The organism is Paraburkholderia tagetis, assembly GCF_022213065.1.
Taxonomy (GTDB): Bacteria; Pseudomonadota; Gammaproteobacteria; order Burkholderiales; family Burkholderiaceae; genus Paraburkholderia; species Paraburkholderia tagetis.
Window position 1 is genome coordinate 1 of the sequence record NZ_JAKLJA010000062.1, and the last position, 16,057, is coordinate 16,057.

The 16,057-nt window shown below is 57.8% G+C and carries 19 protein-coding genes; 11 read left to right on the top strand and 8 right to left on the bottom strand.

The window, feature by feature from the left end; genetic code table 11:
* Nucleotides 1–410: 410 nt before the first annotated feature.
* The gene (locus tag L5014_RS35110; RefSeq protein WP_238468477.1) at nucleotides 411–2,186 is read left to right on the top strand and encodes a reverse transcriptase domain-containing protein; all 1,776 of its coding nucleotides are present in this window, start codon (nucleotides 411–413) and stop codon (nucleotides 2,184–2,186) included.
* Nucleotides 2,187–2,285: 99 nt separating this feature from the next.
* On the opposite strand, the gene L5014_RS35115 is transcribed toward L5014_RS35110, so the two are convergent.
* Together L5014_RS35115 and L5014_RS35120 are read right to left on the bottom strand one after the other, a co-directional pair.
* Complete coding sequence (locus L5014_RS35115) at nucleotides 2,286–2,489, bottom strand: DUF3732 domain-containing protein (protein ID WP_238468478.1); 204 nt, start codon at nucleotides 2,487–2,489, stop codon at nucleotides 2,286–2,288.
* 312 nt (nucleotides 2,490–2,801) lie between these two features.
* Nucleotides 2,802–3,275, bottom strand: a complete 474-nt coding sequence (locus L5014_RS35120) for a helix-turn-helix domain-containing protein (protein WP_238468479.1) — start codon at nucleotides 3,273–3,275, stop codon at nucleotides 2,802–2,804.
* 158 nt (nucleotides 3,276–3,433) lie between these two features.
* Between L5014_RS35120 and L5014_RS35125 the strand changes: the two genes are divergently transcribed.
* The 8 genes from L5014_RS35125 (at nucleotide 3,434) to L5014_RS35155 (ending at nucleotide 8,731) form a co-directional block, all read left to right on the top strand.
* On the top strand, nucleotides 3,434–3,679 hold the full coding sequence (locus L5014_RS35125; RefSeq protein ID WP_238468480.1) for a hypothetical protein: 246 nt from the start codon (nucleotides 3,434–3,436) through the stop codon (nucleotides 3,677–3,679).
* A 644-nt stretch (nucleotides 3,680–4,323) separates the two neighbouring features.
* Nucleotides 4,324–4,740 carry a DUF6088 family protein gene (locus L5014_RS35130; protein WP_238468481.1) on the top strand — a complete coding sequence of 139 codons (417 nt, stop codon included), beginning with the start codon at nucleotides 4,324–4,326 and terminating at the stop codon, nucleotides 4,738–4,740.
* 533 nt (nucleotides 4,741–5,273) lie between these two features.
* Nucleotides 5,274–5,720, top strand: coding sequence for a hypothetical protein (locus L5014_RS35135; protein WP_238468482.1), 447 nt, complete (start codon nucleotides 5,274–5,276; stop codon nucleotides 5,718–5,720).
* Nucleotides 5,721–5,724: 4 nt separating this feature from the next.
* Entirely contained in the window at nucleotides 5,725–6,825 is a 1,101-nt protein-coding gene (locus tag L5014_RS35140; protein WP_238468483.1) for a hypothetical protein, read from the top strand.
* Nucleotides 6,826–6,931: 106 nt separating this feature from the next.
* Nucleotides 6,932–7,336: a hypothetical protein gene (locus L5014_RS35145; protein ID WP_338019380.1), complete on the top strand. Its 405-nt coding sequence runs from the start codon at nucleotides 6,932–6,934 to the stop codon at nucleotides 7,334–7,336.
* A gap of 156 nt (nucleotides 7,337–7,492) precedes the next feature.
* Nucleotides 7,493–7,708, top strand: coding sequence for a BPSL0761 family protein (locus tag L5014_RS38900; RefSeq protein WP_338019381.1), 216 nt, complete (start codon nucleotides 7,493–7,495; stop codon nucleotides 7,706–7,708).
* 218 nt (nucleotides 7,709–7,926) lie between these two features.
* Entirely contained in the window at nucleotides 7,927–8,340 is a 414-nt protein-coding gene (locus L5014_RS35150; RefSeq protein ID WP_238468485.1) for a hypothetical protein, read from the top strand.
* A complete protein-coding gene (locus L5014_RS35155) occupies nucleotides 8,330–8,731 on the top strand; it encodes a DUF6088 family protein (protein ID WP_238468486.1) in 402 nt (133 codons plus the stop codon). The genes L5014_RS35150 and L5014_RS35155 overlap by 11 nt, the downstream gene beginning before the upstream one ends.
* A 159-nt stretch (nucleotides 8,732–8,890) precedes the next feature.
* Here L5014_RS35155 and L5014_RS35160 read toward each other — a convergent pair whose 3' ends face one another.
* On the bottom strand, nucleotides 8,891–9,316 hold the full coding sequence (locus L5014_RS35160; protein ID WP_420800194.1) for an HU family DNA-binding protein: 426 nt from the start codon (nucleotides 9,314–9,316) through the stop codon (nucleotides 8,891–8,893).
* 395 nt (nucleotides 9,317–9,711) lie between these two features.
* Nucleotides 9,712–10,059 carry a helix-turn-helix domain-containing protein gene (locus L5014_RS35165; protein WP_238468488.1) on the bottom strand — a complete coding sequence of 116 codons (348 nt, stop codon included), beginning with the start codon at nucleotides 10,057–10,059 and terminating at the stop codon, nucleotides 9,712–9,714.
* A gap of 606 nt (nucleotides 10,060–10,665) precedes the next feature.
* Here L5014_RS35165 and L5014_RS35170 point away from each other — a divergent pair.
* Nucleotides 10,666–11,622, top strand: coding sequence for a DUF4189 domain-containing protein (locus L5014_RS35170; protein ID WP_238468489.1), 957 nt, complete (start codon nucleotides 10,666–10,668; stop codon nucleotides 11,620–11,622).
* Nucleotides 11,623–11,800: 178 nt separating this feature from the next.
* Here L5014_RS35170 and L5014_RS35175 read toward each other — a convergent pair whose 3' ends face one another.
* Entirely contained in the window at nucleotides 11,801–12,112 is a 312-nt protein-coding gene (locus L5014_RS35175) for an acylphosphatase (protein ID WP_238468490.1), read from the bottom strand.
* A 22-nt stretch (nucleotides 12,113–12,134) separates the two neighbouring features.
* Nucleotides 12,135–13,931: an ATP-binding protein gene (locus tag L5014_RS35180; RefSeq protein WP_238468491.1), complete on the bottom strand. Its 1,797-nt coding sequence runs from the start codon at nucleotides 13,929–13,931 to the stop codon at nucleotides 12,135–12,137.
* A 33-nt stretch (nucleotides 13,932–13,964) separates the two neighbouring features.
* On the opposite strand from L5014_RS35180, the gene L5014_RS35185 reads away from it, so the two are divergent.
* Nucleotides 13,965–14,504 carry a response regulator gene (locus tag L5014_RS35185; RefSeq protein ID WP_238468492.1) on the top strand — a complete coding sequence of 180 codons (540 nt, stop codon included), beginning with the start codon at nucleotides 13,965–13,967 and terminating at the stop codon, nucleotides 14,502–14,504.
* Between the two features lie 21 nt (nucleotides 14,505–14,525).
* Here the strand turns inward: L5014_RS35185 and L5014_RS35190 are convergent, their stop codons facing one another.
* Nucleotides 14,526–14,984, bottom strand: a complete 459-nt coding sequence (locus tag L5014_RS35190; protein WP_238468493.1) for a hypothetical protein — start codon at nucleotides 14,982–14,984, stop codon at nucleotides 14,526–14,528.
* 352 nt (nucleotides 14,985–15,336) lie between these two features.
* Nucleotides 15,337–15,555, bottom strand: a complete 219-nt coding sequence (locus L5014_RS35195) for a hypothetical protein (protein WP_238468494.1) — start codon at nucleotides 15,553–15,555, stop codon at nucleotides 15,337–15,339.
* Between the last annotated feature and the right edge of the window lie 502 nt (nucleotides 15,556–16,057).

The following is a 16,057-nucleotide window of genomic DNA, read 5'->3' on the forward strand; positions in this document are numbered from 1 at the left end:
GCTTCATGTGGCGGTTCTCCTTGGTTCCCTGTCCGGGAAGGTTGGTCGTGGAAACCCGATTCTCTCGGATTCCCAACGGGGAACCGCCGCCTTCAACCTTCAACTACGCTTGGGACATTGCCGGGCAGAAGGTCGACGTCAACTGGCTGAAATCAAGCGAATCCTTCAACACGCTTTGAAGCGCACGCCGTGAGGCGTATATGGTGTCGACGATGCGTCTGCATCATCACAATCTGAGTGGAAATTCCGTATAATCCCAACGCCCATCGGGTTGTTTTTCTGTGATGTATTCGTCACGGTTCTCGAACTTTACCCCATTACTTCCGTGGCCGACTCCAAAAGGGAGCTGAGAAGCCGACCAACGGGGGATGCCGCCAGGGATGCAGGCAGCTAGCGATAGGTTGAACCTGATGGGCACCAATACTCAAGAAGCGCTTTTTAGCGGCTTCACTCAATTGACGTCAAAAGCGCAACTGTGCCAGTTTCTCGGCATCAAACCAGCGAAACTCAACTTCCTGCTATACAGGCTTAAACCGGCACATCGGTACAAGACCGAAACAATAAGGAAGCGGAATGGTGACGACCGGTTACTTCGCGTCCCAGTGCCCTTGCTAAAACAGATTCAACGGATTCTCGCGTCTGAACTTGCGAAAGAGTACCGTCCGCGACAGCATGTCTATGGGTACGTGAAAGGCAAGAACATCGCGCAAAAAGCGCGCATTCACGTCGCACAGAAATGGGTGGCACGCATTGATTTGAAGGATTTTTTTCCGTCAATCAACTTCGGGCGAGTTCTCGGTGTTTTCCGAGGACATCCGTTCCATTTCAACGACGAGCTGGCGACCGTACTGACACAGATTGTGATGGATGGCAATGAATTGCCCCAAGGGGCCCCGACTTCACCAATTGTCTCTAATCTCATCTGCCGTTCGCTCGATTTTGAACTGAAGCGGATGGCGAAAGAACATCGGTGTTTCTACACTCGCTACGCGGATGACTTGGTCTTTTCAACAAGTTTGAAGCGTCTGAGCCCTCAAATATGCTCGCCCACAGCGCCTGATGGTGTGTCGATTCAAGCAAACGTCGGTGACGGGCTACGCGCGCTTATTGCCCAGCAGGGTTTCACAATCAACGACGGGAAGACGCGCATATTCGACAGAAGCAGTCGGCAACAGGTCACTGGTCTGACTGTCAACGAGAAAGTTAATGTCAGCCGCGAATATGTCCGGGGTCTGAGAACTGTGCTCCACGTCTGGACCAAATTCGGGGAGGAGTCGGCAGCTTCGTGGTTCTTCGCCAACCATTACAAGCGCAATCGACCGGATTGGAAGGGCACGCCTGCGGATTTCCGGGAGGTCATCCGTGGCCGACTCGGATTTGTCCGTTTTGTTAAAGGCGCTGACGACACAACGTACCTCTCTCTCGCGAAGAAGGTCGCAAAATTGGACGACGGCTTCCAGTTGGGAGCAGAAGAGCAACTGCAGGTCAGTTCGCCCCGCCTGATGCTGTACACGGAAGGGGTTACGGACACAATGCATCTGCGGGTTGCACTTCAGCGATTCAAGGCAGAGGGGCAGTACGCAGACCTCAACATCGACTGGGCTGACCATTCTGACCGCCCGCGCGGGGAGGGTAAGCTGTGGCAAAACTGTTTGAACGACGCGAAACGCGACGAATTCCGACATCAAATACAAGTCTATGTCTTTGACCGTGATAGCGATTTCGCGAAAAAGGCCGAAGACAAATACGGCAAGTTGAAGCATCACGGAAACAACACATATTCGCTGGTTCTTCCGATTCCAACGCACAGACAGGACCGTTCGCAAATCTGTATAGAGCATCTGTACCTAGATGATTTCCTTTGGCAGCAGGATGTCCAAGGTCGAAGGCTGTTCGCTAGGGAAGAGTTCGAGCAGGATGGTAACCACATCGGAAACATAGAGGTGATGTACCGTCACCCTAAGGCAACGACTCTCATCGTTGATGCGGATGTGGTCGGATACGGTAGCTTACGCAGCAAACCTGTGGTCATGAGCAAAAAACAATTTGCCGATGCAGTTGAGCAAGGAGTCAAACCGTTTGACGCGCCGTCCTTGGTTGGATTCCAGGGCGTGTTCGATATGCTTCGCGACTTGACGCGGAACTTAACCGGAGAAGTGAGGGCTGACGCGTCTGATTTGGTTTGACGCTACACGGCTCAGAGCTAGTGCACCTGAGTGCCGGCACGCAATGTGGAAGAGAGCCACGGCAGGCGGAAGCTCCTAGTCTCCGATGCTCAGCCACTCCTATGGAACCAGGTATTCGTCTCCGCGCCACTCCTCTACCAGTGTGACGGCATCGAGCTCGCCCCAAACATTGGGGCCCGCATGGTCCAGAACGATGATTTGCAATTTGCCCTTGAAATAGCTGGCCAACTTACCCATGGCCTGGAAGAAGCGACGGATAGATGCCACGTCCTCATCGCGTAGCTCTTCGTCAACGATGTTCATGCCTGCCCGCTTTGGCTGGCGGGAGAGCCGGAGTTTTCGGGGTGGGGCGATATCCGGGCTGCTTGGATTTTAGAATGCGTACCAAGCCAAAAGGTCCCTATACGTTGTATGACCTCAGCCCCGTTGCTCCAGTATCTCGACCCTTCCGAGCTTGCCGAACTTCTCGGCCTGTCAGTCCGCACAATCACCCTGCGAGCAAAACACCGCCCTTGGCTCCTGCCACCGCGCGCGCAGCTTTACGACTGTGAACTTCTTCGCTGGCGGAGCGATGTCGTCCATCGCTGGCTGAGCGGTGTGCCCAGTCTCCCGGGCCTAAAGCAGCTCGACTGGATGGAGTCCAAATGCCGCTGCGAGTTTTTCGAGCGTCGCAAGCTGAAGGGGCGTGCCGCGGCCGTGTGGTGCTTCGACCCTTGAGATGAAATTGCGGTCAACCCCCGCAAGCTTCCCCAACTGTTTCTGCGAGATGCCCATCTTTTCTCGCAAGTTGGCGACCTTGGCGCTAACCGCGGCGCTAGTGACATCCCCGGTCGGCGGGCGTCGCTCGATTTCGCCCTTGCCAGAGAAAGTCATTAACACACGAACATCGATGTCAAGCGCCCTCGCGAGCGCCTCTGCGCGTTCCAATGTCAGGTTGGGAGATGTTCGTTCCAAGCGACTGATGGTCGTGCGGTCGGCGCCAATGTAAGTGCCAAGCTCCTCCTGCGACATCCCCAGTTCAATGCGATAGGCCCTCAGGTTTCTTGCGAAACGCTCTCGCAGGGTCACTGGTTCACTAGATTTCGTCATGCCGCCATTTTCATGACGACAACACAAATGTCTACAGCAGACAAATGTTCTACATTTAACGTGTAGACATTTACATGTACAACGTAAACGCCTACACTTCCGTCTATCGGTTTTAGGCGGGCTGCAAGAGCTTGCACGGCGCCCAATCGAGGTGGCTCTTGACTTTAGACAATCGCGCGAGCAGCGCGCGGAAGCTGTTTCGCGACTGGCCTTTCCCGCGAGCTCAGTTGCTGGATGGTGGCAATGCTAAACAGCGTCTCCGCGCTTTAGATAGCGCCGGCATGTGCGATGTGCTTGGGGCACTGGGCGGCTTGCCAGCAATCGTCGATTCGGTGAGTGCGCTCTCTACGTTGCGTATGCGTGTGCTTTACGTAGCCGGTGTGCGCGAATTCGACGCGCTGTAAACAGGGAGCAGTCGTGACGTCGTTTTATGCAGTAGACCATGCAACATTCAGGCAGGGCGAGGACATTGCCATTGCTGTGTGCGTCGGCCGATTCGGCTCGGACCTACGATGCACGCAAGAGCTGTACACCCGTTGCGTACAGCACAGCGGCGCCCCAGATATTTGGGCAGACGCGTATCACGCTTTACATCGAAACGAGAGCGCTCAGCTCGTTTCGGACGACGGTCGCGTGACAGCAGCCAGGCCGGCGTCGACTACACGGCGGGACCGCGTAGCGCACGTGACGTGCTTTGTCGAGCGGGAGCGAGCGGCGGTGCAGAATGCATCTGCTCGGTTCACTGTATCTGTTGACTCGGCCGGTCGTGTACGCGGGGAGGCTGTTGCCACTGGCCAGCGGGCGGTAAGAATCGCGCGCTTGCGCGTGGCCCCATTTCATTCTGCTTCGGAAATTAGCCTTGCGGTGCTGCTCCATCTAGCTAGCCTGGACTATCAACCCGCAGTCGCAGACATCATGCGCCGTATGCGGCGGGGAGACTCGTCGTGAGCAGTCGCTCCTTTGACGCTGCTCGCGTTCTGCAAAATGCAAGTCGACGCAGCACTGGTGAGATTTGCTTGCCACAGGCGCGACAGCGACTGACGACAAGATGAAGCTGGAGGCTCGTGTTGCGCGCTCAATCCGCCGACGTACGGGCGTCGTCATTCTTCGGTCCGAGCTTTCGAAACTGGGAAGCCAGTCCCAACTGACACGCGTGTTAGCTACGTTGGTCGCGAGCGGACATCTGATTCGTGTGGGCCACGGCATTTACGCGAAGACGCGAATGAATCGCTTCACTGGGACGCTACTGCCGGCGGCCCCATTTGAGTCCATAGCTGCCGAGGCTTTTAGCAAGCTCGGCATTGATGTGGGTCCGGGAACCCTGGCGAGAGATTACAACTCTGGTCGTTCTACACAGATACCAATGGTGGCAGTCGTCACAACCGGTCGACGACGTATCACTAGGCGGATTCAGGTGGGCACCAAAAGAGTTGTGTATGAGCGCGTTGCTAAGGACACGCTGTGACGCAAACCTACAGACGAGAGGACGATGAGCGGAGCTCCAGGCTTGTCGCCAGGCACCACCTCCCTGCAGACAGACGTCGCTGTGTACCTCGGTGACTGCAGTGGCGACACCTTGTCCGTAGTGTGCGATGCCAGCTCAATCGAATCCCGCGGGTCGACGTGGCAGCGCGCGTTATTGGCCCTTGGCTGTCCGACGCCACGTGGCCCATATCCGGTGTCGAACCGTTTCACAATTTTCGTTCATGAGACATCCGACTATGCGACAACAGGCACTGCAGCAACGACCACATTTCGAATTGATGTTCGATGCGAGGGCAGGTTCGCTTTCGCCACCGTACAAACGGGTCAGTCGGTCGAACAGCTTCCACCATCCCCCTACGTCATTGGCGACGACGTGGTCACCGCTTCGCGTCGCGTGTTGGAGGCTGCGTCAGGGCGTCCAGGCCTTTGAGCATGCAGCGCAACTCCGGAACACGCCGCGTCCCAGACCATTGCACGGAATACTGCTTGTTTCGGACAGCAGAGGCAAATTCTATGTCACTTTCAACAACTTTGATTGCTGCCGGCGTCGACCGAACTCTCATGCGAGGCATAACGAGCGAGCATCTCTGCGAGATTGAACATCGTCGACCTCGGATAGCCGCCAGCGCCGAATTCCTGCACAGTGCGCTCAATGCCACGTTGTCGCCGCACACACGAATGCGGTGCATTTTTGAAAGCATTTACCTGTCCTCTTGCGAGCTCTCGGAAGCGCAAAACCTGTCGTTAGAGCGGGTCGCACATCCGAGCATAAACATTGTAAGCGCTGCGGCGACGGTATTAGATTTAACCTGCTCGGACATCTTGGAACTGCGAGCGTTGACGGAGTGGGCAGCTAGCAATTCGCCCTTCACGCCGCAGTTGAAGCTAGAGGACGCGTGTACGCTGGCGAGGGTTGTGGTCGTGAACACGATTCGCTTCTTTGCCAAGCTTCGCGGTTGAGCGCATGAAAGTCGCTGAATTGTTGACGCGCCTTAAAGACGCTGACCCGGACGCAGTCGTTTTATTGCTTCCACGCTATGCCGACTTCAAGAATACACAAGAACTCGTCGACGTCGTCTTGATTGCAAAACCGTGGACCTGCGAGCGACATCGCGAGGCCGATGGCAGCACTACAGACGTTCATCATCCTGCGAGTCACGGATATTCCATAGGCTGCAATGCTGAAACCGATGAAAGCTGGACTGAACAAGTCGTTACCCTGTCGTCCCAATCTGGAAGCATTGAGGCGAAGCATTCTGGAGTTGAGAAGTCAGCATCCGACACGGCGTCTCTCGAAGATGATATTCGTGAGCAAACATGTCAGGTGCGGCGTCAAATGATAGCGGAAGGTGGACTCCTGCCGGCAGACGAATTCTGTGCGCGACTTGGTATCAGCAAAAAGCGTTTCAATCACTTGCTCGCAGATGGCAGCGTCTTCGGCCTGGATGTCGATGGCACTAACTATTTCCCGGCTTTGCTGGCGGACCCAGAACTGGACCGCGAACGCCTGCAGGCAATTTGCAAAATTATCGCTTCCGCACCTGCAGGCAGCCGTCTCGACTTTCTGTCGACACCGCACGGCGCTTTGGGTGCAAATACTCCGCTTCAAATGCTTAATGATGACCGTGATTGCAAGCGGCTACGCGAAGTCGCCGAGGCGTGGGCCGCCCAATACTCGCGCACCTCGGTCAAGATGTACGAGGGCGAACATGAGACTGAGCCAAGGGGCGTGGTCCCACTGTACGCAGCGGCAGCCGAGATTGACCCAAGGAAACCCCTCTGGACAAGGGTATCCAAAGCGCTTCATGAACATGGATACGAGTGGCCCCTCGGCCCTTACCCTGTTGCCCGCGTCTGCACAATGTTCGTTGAGCAGCAAGAAGCTGGATATAGCGAGCCGAGACTGGAAGCCTGCGTCCAAATAGTCGCAAATGGCGGCTTAATCCGAGTACGCATCATCCACAAAGGAAGCGCGGCGCGGCAATCACAAACCGTGGCCGCCGGCAAACACAGAAGCGTGGTTGATGTTGCCAAGAAGGTTGTTGCCTACCTTCGGAAGCGCTGACCGCGCAATGCAGATACATACGACACGATGACACGATGCAGGAGAGGCGAGAATGCTTAGAGTAACTGTTGAACTGTGGCCAGGCGGCCGCGGGTCTGCACGACGAGTGATTGCAACTGCCGACATAGGCCGCGTGAAAGATGGTGCGCTCGCAGACTATCAAGTCGACCTGCAGGAGGACCTGCTCGGAGATGTGGGCGACATGGCTTTTGTGCGCAGTTACCCTAGATGGTCGGCGTCGGTGTGGGACCTCGTTGCGCGCTGCATTGCTGCGGCACTGAGCGGCGGACGCGAGGAGCTGCCCCCAAGGCCTGTGCTGCCAGACGTGCCTGCTCACACGGCGTCCGGCAACCGGCGTTACGTGCGATTGCGCGAAATTCCGGAGCCTGCTCGCACCTTCTTTCAGCGAAATATTGCCAACAGCGGGCGACCTTTGGTTGAAGAAGACCCCGACCCGCTGGACTGCGCATGGGCGCATGATTGGTCGGACTTTCTTGATGGGCAACGTTAGCGATGCTGACAGGTGGCTTGCACTAGATGATGACTGGTTGCACTGGCCATCGTGGTGCCTCGACCACCTTGTGCGCACGGACCCGATTGATGGCATAGCGCAGCCGGGCGTGCTTGCAGAATTGAACGCAAAATTGGAAGCAATGGCGAGGGAATGATGACTGTGCCCTATGAGCGCACCTTGGCGGTCCTACATACGCGTGAGCTGCTAAAAGAACTCGCATATGGCGAGAGCGATAACGTAGATGATGGCTTGCGACGTCGCGCAGCCGCGCTGCTGAAGCACTTCCCCGTCGCGGCGGATATGGATGCCTCAGCAGCGGCTTTGCCCGCGGTGTGGGCAAGGTCATTTGCAAAGGGACGCGCAGGCTGACCATGCCGAGAGCTACCGCCAGTAGCGCCCTGATGACGGTAGCCGAGGTTGCGCGGCAGCTGAACGTCAGTCGCGGCTATGTGACCACGCTCAAGCACGTTCTCCGAGCGAGCGCGGAGGCGTATCACCGGGACCGGTAGCGGATTAGAAACACGGCGCTGCGAGAACTGACACGCGTGCAACAGGAGGTGGGAGCGTATGACCTTGGGGACAAAACGATGATGAGTGAAGAAACCGTTTTGACCATAGCTGCATATGACGGCAAATACACGGGGAGCTTGGATTTGCTAGCGCACCTGTTCGACCTCGATGGCAGTGTCGTCCCGTACGACCGTCCACCTTTCTCTGTGCTTGAGGAAGCGTTGAAGGTGCTGGAACTATGTGCTGACAAATACAGCACGCCGCGGCCGAACGGCGAGTACTTGAGCGTGCTCATTGGTCGGAAATGCGGCAGCGAGACCGAGCCGCTCGCTCGACTGGACATCCGTGTTAAGAACGGACTGGCGCGTGCGAGCATTGTGGCCGGTGACACGGCGAGTGCAGAGACCGCGGCCGTAGTTGTCGACACAGACGACGTCGCAACCATTGTCCGCAAAGTCCTCCAGCAGCATTTGTCGCGCAATGAGTCTTGAAGACAGAATCCTGCGCTCAATTCGACGTCGGAAAGGCGTCGTCATTCTGCGCTCGGAACTCGCGCCGCTTGGAAGCACTGCTCAAGCGGGTCGGGTTCTTGCAAAGCTGGTTCAGGACGGCAAGCTCGTGCGTGTGAGCAAGGGCGTGTACGCAAAGACGCGGCGCAATAGATTCACTGGGCAATTGGCGCCTGCCGCCCCATTTGAAACCATCGCCGCAGAGACTTTCCGAAAGCTACGCATTGATGTCATGCCAGGCAGGCTCGCCCGCGAGTACAATGCCGGTACGACAACGCAGGTACCGATGAGTGGCGTAGTTTGCACGGGAAAGCGCCGGATAAGCCGAAAAATCCGCGTCGGAAATCGCACGGTAGAGTATGAGACGGACTAGGCCGGTCCACTAGCTGCCGCTTCCCACCTTTTTGATGGCAATACTTACGTCATGGGGCCGAAGCGTGGCGGAGCGCATTGACATTTACGTCGAGCGTTGCCGCAATTCAATAAAAAAGCCCGCATGAAATGCGGGCCTCTTCAAACAGCCGTACAGCGTTTAGGCTGCAGCGTCCTTCAGCTTCTTCAGCGGGCGCACCTTCAGACGCACGCTCGCCGGCTTGGCGTCAAACCAGCGTTCCTCGCCGGTAAACGGGTCCTTGCCGAAGCGTTTCTTCTTCGCCGGAACCTGCTGTACGCCAATCTTCAGCAGACCCGACAGCGTGAATTCGCCGGCACCTTTCTTGTGAACAGAACCGAGGATAGTGTCTTCCAGCGCCGCGAGCACAGCCTTGGCTTGCTTCGGCTCGACGCCGGCCTGTGTGGCAACGTGGGTCGCCAGCGACGCTTTCGTAAACGACTCTTTCAGGGGCTTGGGCGCTGCGCTCGCGGCGGCCGCCTTCTTCGCCGGGGCCGGCTTTTTCGTTGCTGTCTTCGTCACAGCCTTCTTGGCTGCAGGTTTTGCGGTCTTCGTTGCCATCGACATCCTCTTTTCACGGTTAGAGAATGCTTAAGACGAGGCACCCCGAGGCATGGAGCGCTCGGCACATGCGCCGTCTTAAGCTGGAGGCAAGCGTAGCAATGGTTTTCTTCCAAGGCAAGAAGAATAGCCCCTAAAACTGGGCCTATTCTCGATTAAAACGGACTGGCTTATGCAACAGCTGCGGGTCCTGCTCGGCTGGTGACAGCCAACTGAGCGAGGGCTCACATGGGCATCGACTTGCTGTAAGTGTCGGCGCAAGAGCTGGGTGCCGTTTGCGGTGCTAATTCACATCAAGCGCCAGTGGCTGCGGAATCCCCGCGTATTTGCGGGCTTAGAAACGTTATCGGTGCCACGAGAAGCGTCGTCGCCATCTTCACAAGCTCTAACCGCGGGCGTGGCTATTTCCGCCTCGCCAGTTTTTCGCACATTTCGGCGACCCAGCGACGCACGAAATCGCGGTTCTGTCCGTCGAGTCTGGACAGCATCGCAGCGATATCGGTTGCTTCGTCGGCAATTCGATTCGAGCTCGCCCGAAGAAGAGAGTCAAGCGGCACTTCAAAGAAGTCAGCGAGTTGAATCAGCCGCTGCAGCGGCGGCAAGGTCGCGCCGCGCTCAAACCGGCTTACGGTTTCCTGTTCGACGCCGATAATTTCGGCGAGCTGTTCCTGCGTCAGGCCGCGCGCCGTCCGCTCACGAGCAATCGCTTTTCCAAGCCGTTCCGGTATTCCCACAGATTGCCGCGCCATGACCACGTCTGTTGTCGTTAAACGACACGAAGTGTGGTGCCAGTTCAGACTAAAGTTAACGACATCAAATGTCGTAATAAGTGAAATTATGAATATTCGATGCTCGTCGGTTCCGTGAGCGGCGCACGCTGATGGAACTTCACTTAGGGGAAACCAATGAAAGGACGGGGCTTTATCGTCGCGATACTACGGCCAGCGGCGCTGCTGACTGTGACGGAGTCAACAGCCATCTCGACGACCGGCATGAAACGGTTGCGGCGTACCACATTTTTGAAGCGCAAACGTCCGCTGGGCCAGACACGGTCATCAAGGCAGCCGACGGACTGGCGCAGCCACCAATTCCGTGACACGGAACCGTTCGCTGTTGATGGCTGTGGTGATACCTGCGAGGTACCGGCGATTTGAGCTTGTCGATGTCACGCCGATGCTGCCCGGCGGCATGGGCGCATTCGCTCAAGTTTTTAGCGCCTCGCAGGAAGGATGCAGCAGCGTGCATTCAGATTTCAGCGGGATTCCGAAGGGGATTCCCAAAACGAAAGTATTCGTGACCCAGGCGGCGGAGTGCCGCAGTCAGAGGTTCCGTCTACCATCAAAAGGAAAAAACCGATGAAGTTCAATAAAGAACGGTTAGTTGTCGCCGTATTGCTTGTGGCCGCATGCGGCTATGCCCACGCATGGACCGCGGTCGCGCATGCGGACAGTGGCTTCGCTTTCGTGGAGAACAATGCGAATTCCTCCGAGGACGCCGCTAGACTTGCTCTGCAAGGGTGCAGCGAGAAGTCCGAAGGATGTCGGCTCGTAGGAGAGCCGGTAGCCGGCCCTGTCGCCATGGTTGTCGCACGAGGGGATGGTGGCATAGCCGAAGCGACTGACAGGAATCCGTCGGTAGCGGCTCAAACCGCCATGAAGGATTGCAAGGCGACATTCAAGCGCTCATGCCGGCTAGACCTTGCATCGTGGGATGAAGGCGCGCGTTGGTATGCCGTCGCAATGGGGAGCGGAGGTGCCTTCGTTGCCTCCAATTACAATTCGCGCGCAGCGGCCGAACGCATGGCACTGGATGGATGCCAGAAGCGCGCCGGCGAAGCAAGGTCATGTGTTCTGAAGACGACAGACACTGGTTCCATCTGGATTGCCGTGGTCGAAAGCAAAACTGCTACGGCTTGGGCGGCGGAGCCGTCCAAGGGGGACGCCGTGCGCAAGGCGCGAGCGGCATGCGAGCAGGCTGCTAAAGGCGAGCTGTGCGACCAGGTCGACTCATACTTTAATGACGGACCGGTCGCCGCACCCGAGGCGCTTGCGCAAATCAGTGCGCAAATCGAGAAGCGCCAGCGGGCAGCAGACTGGCAGCCGTCCGCACAACCGAAAGGCGGAAATGTTACCCGCTACACCGAGTCCTGCAACAACGCGGATTGTGTTCGTCGATACGAGAACGGCAAGACCGTGCGGTACGTGGCGTGCATGAACCCCGCAACTGGTTTGCCGATGAATGACCCGGTACGGATGGGTGGGTGCGGTGGAATGGATGCTCGGGGGAATGTGTTTGGTACCGGTAATCTGTAGTCGGTGCGTGCGCCATGACGTCTTCACGACCGGCTCGGCGAATGTGTGGGCCGCGGCGCGGCATATCAATGCTGCCCGGTTCGCTTGCCCCCCATCCTGTTGACATCAACAATGGGGCTGCCCGACAGGCATGTGGGATGGAAGCCCCTCCATTGCCCCCCGTAGCGAATTGCCCGCCTTACAGTGTGGGCAGTCGCTCAAAGCGGTCGAAGCGGGCAAACGGCGGCTGTAGCTCGGTCACCGCGAGCTCGTCGACCAGCGCTGCGGACATGCCCTCGCTTAGCCAGGCGCACATGCTGGCAAGCTGTTCCGGCGAACCCTGCAGCATCACCTCCACCGAACCGTCCATGCGGTTCCGTACCCAGCCGGTGACGCCCACGGCCCAGGCTCGTCGTACGCAGGCTTCGCGATAGCCGATGCCCTGAACCTGGCCACGCACCTGCACTAGCCGTGTTTCAAGCATCCCATCGTCGTTATCAGCAGCTGCCATGCATGTCGTCCTTGCAAGGTGTTCACGCAGCTTCGCCGTCCAATGAAGTGGCGCGACTCTGTGAGCGCCGCATGAAATCCGCCAGGTCATCGAGTGACAGTGGCTTGACGAGATGACAGTCAAATATCCGCTCGTCAGCCGGCGCGCTGCTGGCGGCATCGGTATGGCCCGTCAACGCGACGAGCTTCGTCTGGCAGCACTGGGCCCGAAGGCGGAGCAGTTGCGCAAGCTCGAGGCCATCCATGCCGGGCATCGTGACATCAATCAGGGCAACGTCCGGGGTGAATGACTCCACTATCGAGAGCGCGTCGGGTCCGCTCTGTGCGCGCTTCACCTCGTGCCCCTCGAGTTCCAGCAATGTGCCTAGCGCCTCCATGGTATCCGCGTTGTCGTCAACGAGGAGGATGCGAATCGGTGACACCGGACGTGTCGCAGTCACGACGGGCTCACCCGTGCTTTCGCAGACTATGGGAAGCTGCAAGGTCACTTCCGTGCCTTTACCTTCGCCCTCGCTCGTAATGGTAACCGTGCCGTTGTGTGCGGTCACCAGATGCTTGACGACCGCCAGTCCGATTCCGAGTCCACCTTCTGCATGCCCGCGTGCCGACGCCGACTGCGCAAACATGTCGAAGACGTGTGGCAACAGTGACGATGAAATGCCGGTGCCGTTGTCCTTCACCGTGATGACCGCATGGCGAGCCGAGGGGTCGTGTGCCGACCCGGAACCGAGGTCTGGCGCCTCTACCGATAAAGTGATGTCGCCGCCGCGAGGCGTGTATTTCACTGCGTTCGTCAGCAGATTCGATATAACCTGGGTGAGTCGGGCAGCGTCGGCGTGAACGGTCACAGGATAAGGAGGAATAGCGACGTGCAGGTGGTGCTCACCGTTGCTGGCGTCGGTTTTCATCGCCGTCACCGCATCGGCCACGATATCCTGGAGCGACCCGTACGAGAGACGGACGGCAAGTTTGCCATGCTTTATCCGGGATGCGTCGAGCAGGTCACTGACGAGACGTTTCAGTATCCGCATCTGCCTGTCAGCGATGCCCAATGCAGACGACACGGCGGGATTGTCTGCAGCGAGCTTTCGTGCGGCCGTCAGGGCGCTGTCGATGGGCGCGAGCGGATTGCGTAATTCATGACTCAGCAATGCAATGAAGTCATCCTTGCGCGCTTCTGCGAGGGCCAGTGCATGCCTTGCCGCCTCTGCTTCCGCCGCCCGGGCTTCCGCGTCAGCCTTCGCCCGGGTCATCGTGAGCGCTGCACAGGTGAAGTTCGCGAGGCTGGTCAGGATTCTGCGGTCCTCGGCATCGAAGAGGCGTTCCCTGTCGTGGGACATGACCCACAGGGTGCCCCACGGCTCGGGTCGGCCCGGAATCGGTACAACCAGCTCTTCTATAATCTCAGGAGAAACTTCTTTCAGGCAAACAAAGTGGCGCTGGGGAAACGAAAAAAGCTGCCCCGCAGCCAGTTCGAGCGTGACGCCACTGGGACTGTCTTCAATCGGAGTTGTGGTGCCTACGAAGGCAACGCATGCACCCGACACCGCAACCCAGCGAAACACCGGGTTGCCGTCGGCGTCGCTTTCCCGCAGGCCGATGCCCGCGCTGCCCGCTTCGCACAGGCGCAGAGCCGTATCCGAGAGCGTCTGCAGCAGGGCATCGTCCGACGAGGTGAGTGCCTGAGCCAGACGGTGCATCGCGCTACTTTCCGCAGCATAGTCGGGCGGGCGATGCGGGTGTGTATCGAGCGTTGGCGTGACGAGACAACCTTCACGTTGCGCGCGGTCCGCGGTCGGCGACGCAGATAGTCCGGTCATATGGTCTCCAGGTTGCAATTCGCGTACGGCTGCATGGAAGAATTTACCGTGCAGATTGAATTGTATGTGCTGTACGGGAAAGAACCGCGCAACGTCGCCCTCGTCTGGACAGCCAGCAAGCTTCGGTATGACGATTGCTGCGACGAAAGCAACCACCTCTTCCCGTTTGAACGCAGCGTCTGGATGGCGACCGTACTTCTTGTTGACGACGACCCCAATATTCTACGTCCGCTCCGGCTGCTGGTGGAGCGGGAGGGATACCGCGTGCTCACGGCCGGGGATGGAGAGGCGGCGCTTGCGATAGCGGCTATTGAGGGGCCAAGTCTCGTTGTGACTGACTGGATGATGCCGCGAATGGATGGGGTCGAACTGTGTCGACGGTTGAAGGGCAACAGCGCTACGGCGGACATTCCGGTCGTCATGCTGTCGGCCGCGCTGCCACCCAACCCGGAGGTGCCGCTATGGGACGTATTGTTACGAAAGCCTGCCCCTATAGGTCGGTTGACAAATGCGATTCATGGGTTGCTCGACGAACCGCACCGTCAAACGCCGGGAAGCAATTCCGTGAATTGAATTTCCGTCGGTGGCGTCGGGTTATTGGTACCTTTTTGACAAGGACGTGCCGGCGTCGGTAACGACGGTTTCACCCGCGTCCATGGTTGCGAAATGATAGGTCCCCTTGCCGGCCTTCTTGGCGCCGTACAGGGCTGCATCGGCTCGATTCATCAGGAACTCGAAGGATTCCCCGCCGAGCCGGTGCCGTTTGTCCCCGACATCTGCGTCGAGGTTCTGCTGGACCGGCAAGACGATGCTGGCAGTCGGGTCGGCGGATATCTCGAAAGCGGCGGCATCGAAGTCATCGTTATCAATCAGCGCGGGGAAGTGGAATTCTGGGATGCTAATGGTCGCCGGAGAGCTTCCGCATATGGCATCACGCTCTCGTTCGACCGGTTGTATTTCGAACCCGCTAGCGCCGCTGTGCCGGACGTTCGCTGACAGTGCGTTATCCTCGCCACGCTTGCCTGGTGCGATTGCGGGTGGTGCTTGGGTCACGAAACTCTCGCCATTGCTTCCGCCAGCATTCCCGGTAGGTTGATAGGGGTCGCCTGGAGTATCTCCGGCATCCGAGCCTCGCCGATATCGGCAACGACAATTTGCCGCATCTAAATTTTAGATTTCGACCTGCCTAAAACTATTCGCTAGATATGTCTTTAACTTCTTCTTCAATCAAAGAGTTTCTTCGACATATAAAGCCATAAGTTGGACGGGCTCTTTTTGATGGGGCCTCTTCGTGTGCGGAGGCTTCCATAAGCACTTTTCAGAAGAGGAATGAAGTGCAACGCGTCAAGGAAGCTCATTCACGCACGTTGTGAGGCTTTTCTGGCGTTGTCCGATTCGGCCCTGGCTACCCGTGGTTATCAATCCAGGCACGTGCCCAGTCCAGACCGGCATGTTGCGCTTCATCTTCCGTATGGAAATAGCCAAGGACTCCCGATGCTTCTATGAGCTTGCCGTTTCGCGTGATAGTGCCGCTAGCGGCGAACCGCTCCGGCTGGAGAATATCTGCCTGCTGACGGATGGCATGGCCCCACACGCTGTAACCGCTATAGCGCTCTGATTCCATCAGCGTGCGACCTCTGCAGAAGCCCCACGAGCGGTCACTCGAAGAATATTTCCCTCCGGTGTTATCTGCCGCGGAATTTCTGACATATCTGGCTTGTCTGCTGGCCCGGTATTTTGCATGTGGCTCTGCTTCGCCATGAGTTTTGGCGCGAACGTCGGGGCGCGTCGCGCGTGCACATTCATCGCATGCGGAACGACATGTCGATGAACTGGCAGCCTGTGCGCAGCACTGACCCTGTGTGGGGCCGTTGCACGGGCTTCTGGCGGATTCCAAACCTCCGTATACCCGCCAGTCGCAAACGCAGCTGGGGCGAGCGTCGCCATCATTAACGCTAGTCCAATTCGCTTCACAAGTTCTCCTTGTCTGCCTGCCGTTGCAACCACTCTGTGCAACCAACACCCTGTTCGACGCATCCGTGATTACAGCCGGAACAAATATGCCAGTCCGTATGTCAGCGGTGACGCGCCACACATTGCCGTTCGCCGGACTTTCTGTGCCAACA